At 62.5% G+C, this 4674-nt stretch carries 7 protein-coding genes; 6 read left to right on the forward strand and 1 reads right to left on the reverse strand.

Features of this window, described 5'->3' with window-relative positions:
* The 6 genes from AB1555_19845 to cydX form a co-directional block, all read left to right on the forward strand.
* A partial coding sequence (locus tag AB1555_19845; protein ID MEW6248931.1) for an aminotransferase class IV occupies window positions 1–709 on the forward strand: 709 nt, incomplete at its 5' end.
* A 62-nt stretch (window positions 710–771) separates the two neighbouring features.
* On the forward strand, window positions 772–1374 hold the full coding sequence (locus AB1555_19850) for a response regulator (GenBank protein MEW6248932.1): 603 nt from the start codon (window positions 772–774) through the stop codon (window positions 1372–1374).
* Window positions 1375–1474: 100 nt separating this feature from the next.
* Window positions 1475–1690, forward strand: coding sequence for a cytochrome oxidase putative small subunit CydP (gene cydP / locus AB1555_19855; protein MEW6248933.1), 216 nt, complete (start codon window positions 1475–1477; stop codon window positions 1688–1690).
* Entirely contained in the window at window positions 1668–3230 is a 1563-nt protein-coding gene (locus AB1555_19860; GenBank protein MEW6248934.1) for a cytochrome ubiquinol oxidase subunit I, read from the forward strand. Before cydP ends, AB1555_19860 begins: the two co-directional genes overlap by 23 nt.
* 14 nt (window positions 3231–3244) lie before the next feature.
* Entirely contained in the window at window positions 3245–4384 is a 1140-nt protein-coding gene (gene cydB / locus AB1555_19865) for a cytochrome d ubiquinol oxidase subunit II (GenBank protein MEW6248935.1), read from the forward strand.
* A gap of 10 nt (window positions 4385–4394) precedes the next feature.
* A complete protein-coding gene (gene cydX, locus AB1555_19870; GenBank protein MEW6248936.1) occupies window positions 4395–4496 on the forward strand; it encodes a cytochrome bd-I oxidase subunit CydX in 102 nt (33 codons plus the stop codon).
* 48 nt (window positions 4497–4544) lie between these two features.
* On the opposite strand, the gene AB1555_19875 is transcribed toward cydX, so the two are convergent.
* Window positions 4545–4674: bifunctional adenosylcobinamide kinase/adenosylcobinamide-phosphate guanylyltransferase (locus AB1555_19875; protein ID MEW6248937.1), on the reverse strand; the 130-nt coding region annotated here is incomplete at its 5' end.

Here is a 4674-nt window from a genome sequence, read left to right on the forward strand (position 1 = left end):
CGGCATCGGCAGCGGCATCGTCTCGGATTCCCAAGCAGAGGCCGAATATGCCGAATGGCTCGCCAAGCGCCGTTTCCTGCTGCGCGCGACGGCAGGCTTCGCTCTGCTGGAAACCTTGGCGCTCGATGACGGCGCGTTCGTTCTGCTCGAAGGCCATCTCGCGCGGCTCAGCGCGAGCGCCGAGCATTTCGGCTTTCCCTGCGAGCGAGCGCGCGTGCTGCGGCATCTCGAGGCGCTCGCCGCCGCACACCCGGTGGGACGGTGGCGGGTGCGGCTGCTGCTCGATCGTCAGGGGCGGTTGCAAAGCGAGGCGTTTCCCTTGGCGCCGACGCCGCAAGAGGCGACGGTCGTGCTCGCCAGCCGGCCGATCGTCGCCGAGCCCGAGTTCCTCTGTCACAAGACCACCGAGCGTTCCGCCTATGCGCCCTTCAGCCCGCCGCCGGGCGTGTTCGATACGCTGCTGTGGAATGCACGGGGCGAGATCACCGAATTCACCCGCGGCAATGTCGTCGTCGAACTGGATGGCGAGCGTTTGACGCCCCCCGTCGCAGCCGGCCTGTTGCCCGGTGTGCTGCGCGCCGAGCTGCTGGCGCGCGGCGAGATCGTTGAACGGCGCCTGCGCATCGCAGACCTCGCGCGCGCCGATGCGCTGTGGTTCATCAACAGCGTGCGCGGCTGGGTGAGGGTGAAGCTGATCGCATGCGGCTGACCAGATTCACAGCGACGATTTGTCGCGCAGCTTCGGCGCCAAAATTGATTACGATCATTGTCATGTTTGACAAAACCGAAACCAGCCCGGAAAAAAATCCGCTCACGCAAAGAGCGCACAGAGGGCACGATGCCGCTCGTGGGATTCTCATCGTCGATGACAACCAGGACTTTTGCAGCGTCATGGCGCGGGCCTTGCGTCGTCGTGGCCTTTGCGTACACGTCGCGCATGACGAAGCCAGCGCCCTGTCAACGGTGCAGGAGGAACCTGCGATCGATCGTGTCGTGCTCGATCTGAATCTCGGTCGGCCGATCTCTGGCCTGCATCTTCTGACGCGATTGCGCGCGGCCCATCCGCACTTGCGCATCGTATTGCTCACGGCCTATGCCAGCCTCGCGACGGCGACCGAGGCGATCCGCTGCGGTGCGGTGCATTATCTGGCCAAGCCGGCCTCGGTCGATGAAGTGCTCGCCGCATTTTCCAGAGAGGTTGCGGACGCAACGGTTCAGGTGGCGAAGGATGTGTTGAGCTGCCCCCAGCTCGAATGGGAAAGACTTTGCTGGGCGCTCGTTCGTCACGACGGCAATATCTCCGCCACCGCCCGTTTCCTAGGGCTCGAGCGGCGCAGCCTGCAGCGCAAACTCAAAAAGCACGCCCGCCGCTGAATGCGACGCGTTGCCGCGCGGTTCCCTGTCGCGCGTCATCAAACCGCATTGTGGCCTGCAGACGACCCGATTAGCATGCGCGGCCTGAATCAAGGTCTGCATGACGATGAAGCCGCTTTTTTCCTCTCCCTTGGCCCGCCACATCCTTGCCGCCCTGCTGATCAAGGCAATCGCACTCGTCGGCCTGTGGAGCGCCTTCGTTCTCCCGCAGAAAAAGAAGATCGACGGTGATGGCATGGCGCAACGCCTCGTCACCTCCCCCATTTCCCAATCAAGCAAGGAGGATAGCAACGATGATCGATCCCACCGCCGTTGACCTCGCGCGGTTGCAATTCGCTGCCACTGCGATGTACCACTTCCTGTTCGTGCCCCTCACCCTGGGCCTCTCCTGGCTTTTGGTGATCATGGAGTCTGCCTACGTGCTTTCCGGCAAGGAAATCTGGCGCGACATGACGAAGTTTTGGGGCAAGCTCTTCGGCATCAACTTTGCGCTGGGGGTGTCCACGGGCCTGACGATGGAATTCCAGTTCGGCACCAACTGGGCCTATTACTCGCACTACGTCGGTGACATCTTCGGCGCGCCGCTGGCGATCGAGGGTTTGGCCGCCTTCTTCCTCGAATCGACCATGCTCGGCCTCTTCTTCTTCGGCTGGCAGCGACTCTCAAAGGTCGGCCATCTCATGGTCACGATGTTGATGGCGCTCGGCACCAATCTGTCGGCCGTGCTGATCCTGATCGCCAATGGCTGGATGCAAGAGCCGGTGGGTGCCACCTTCAATCCGGTGACGATGCGCATGGAGCTCAACGATTTCTGGGCGATCGTCTTCAACCCGGCCGCCCAGGCGAAGTTCGTCCATACCGTCTCGGCCGGTTATGTCACCGGCGCGGTTTTCGTGCTGGCAATTTCCTCATGGTATCTGCTCAAAGGGCGGCACATCGAGTTTGCCAAACGGTCGTTCCGGGTGGCGGCCGCCTTTGGTCTCGCTGGCGCGGCTTCGGTGATCGTGCTTGGCGACGAATCTGGCTATGCCGTTTCCGAGGCGCAAAAGTCCAAGCTCGCCGCCCTCGAGGCCATGTGGGAGACGGAACCGGCGCCGGCGGGTTTCAACGTGATCGCCGGCATCGATGAGGAAAAGCAAACCAACCGTTGGGCGATCCGCATTCCCTATGTGCTGGGCCTCCTTGCCACGCGTTCGACCAGTGAGACCCTCCCGGGCATCCGCGAGATTCGCGAGCAGAACAAGGCGCGCATCGAGTCGGGAATCCAGGCGCTCGTCGCGCTCGAGGCGTTGCGCAAGAATCCGCAGGATGGGGCCATGCGCGAGCAATTCCAACGGCACCAGGCCGACCTCGGCTATGGTCTGCTGCTGAAGAAATACACCGAGGACATGGGCCAAGTCACGCCGGAAATGATCGCCCAGGCGGCGCACGATTCGGTGCCGAAGGTGGCGCCGCTCTTTTGGACTTTCCGCTTCATGGTGCTGGCCGCCTTGCTGATGCTGGCTCTCTTCGTTACCGCCATTTGGCATGCCGCCAAAGACACTTTCACCGACAAACCCTGGCTGCTCAAGTGGGCCCTCTACACGCTGCCGTTGCCCTGGCTGGCGGCACATGCCGGCTGGTTCGTCGCCGAATATGGTCGGCAGCCGTGGACGGTGCATGGCCTGTTACCGACCCACCTTTCCGCCTCGACGCTGACCTCCGCCAACCTTTGGGGCTCGCTGGCCGGATTCGTCGGCTTTTATACCTTGCTGCTCATTGCCGAGCTCTACCTGATGATCAAGTACGCGAAGCTGGGTCCTTATGCCTCGCTCGGCAAGCCGGAAACCGTGTCGGCTTCTGCTGCAACCGCCTGAAAGGAGAATGGAAGATGTTCGATTACGCGACGCTGAAATTGATCTGGTGGCTGCTGGTGGGCGTGTTGCTCATTGGCTTCGCGATCATGGACGGTCACGACATGGGGGTTGGCACGCTGCTGCCCTTTCTGGGCAAGAACGATGCCGAGCGACGCATCATGATCAATAGCGTGGCGCCGCACTGGGATGGCAACCAGGTGTGGTTCATCACCGGCGGCGGGGCGATTTTCGCCGCCTGGCCGGTGGTGTATGCCACGGCTTTCTCGGGTCTTTACTGGGCGCTGTTGCTGGTGCTCTTTGCGCTGTTCTTCCGCCCGACCGGCTTCGATTACCGTTCCAAGATCGCTGATTCCCGCTGGCGTACCGCCTGGGATTGGGGCTTGTTCGCCGGCAGCGCGATTCCGGCGCTGGTCTTCGGCGTGGCTTTCGGCAATCTGCTGCAAGGCGTGCCGTTCCAGTTCGACGACAGCCTGCGTTCCTACTACACCGGCTCGTTCTGGGCGCTCGTACTCAACCCGTTTGCCCTTTTGTGCGGCATCGTCAGCCTGATGCTGCTCGTGTTGCAAGGCGCAACCTTTCTGGCCCACCGCACCAGCGGAGAGCTGCAGCGGCGCAGCGTGAAGGCGGTGACCGTCGCGGGCGTCGTCGTTGCCGCGGGTTTTGCCCTGGCCGGCGTTTTCGTGGCGATGATGCCGGGCTACGTGGTGAAGAGCGCGCTCGATCCCAATGCCGTCCTCAACCCGCTGATGAAGGAGGTCGCGATCGAAAAAGGCGCTTGGCTTGCCAACTTCAGGCAGTGGCCGCTGCTGTGGCTGGCCCCTCTCTTGGGCATTGGCGGAGCGCTTCTCGCCGTTTGGCTGGTGCGCGCCGGCAAGACGCTCCTCTCATTCGTTGCCTCCTCCGTTGCCTGCGCCGGGGTGATCTTCACTACCGGTGCGGCGATGTTCCCCTTCGTGATGCCCTCGAGCAGCCAGCCCAACCACAGCCTGACCGCCTGGGACGTGACTTCGAGCGCCTACACGCTCAACGTGATGTTCTGGGTGGCGTTGATCTTCACGCCGCTCGTGCTCGCCTATACCGGCTGGGGCTATCGGGTGATGCGCGGCAAGCTGGATGAGCAATACATCGCCGCCAACGACAAAATGCTTTATTGAGGAGATCGCCATGTGGTATTTCGCTTGGATCCTGGGCCTAGCCATGGCCGTATTGCTCGCCGTCGTCAATGCGCTCTGGCATGAGGCGCAGGAGACGAACGGCGCGAAATGACGATTGCTTGCATGCTGCACCTCTCGTCCGGCGGGAAACCGCCGGTTTTTATTTGAGCTGCAGCGGCAATCCTGCGGCGATGAGGGTGACGCGGTCGGCGAGCTGGGCGATTTTCTGGTTGAGCCGCCCCTGTTCGTCGCGAAAGCGCCGCGCCAAGGCGTTTTCCGGCACGATGCCC

This window comes from Nitrospirota bacterium, from assembly GCA_040755395.1.
GTDB lineage: Bacteria > Nitrospirota > Nitrospiria > Nitrospirales > Nitrospiraceae > DATLZU01.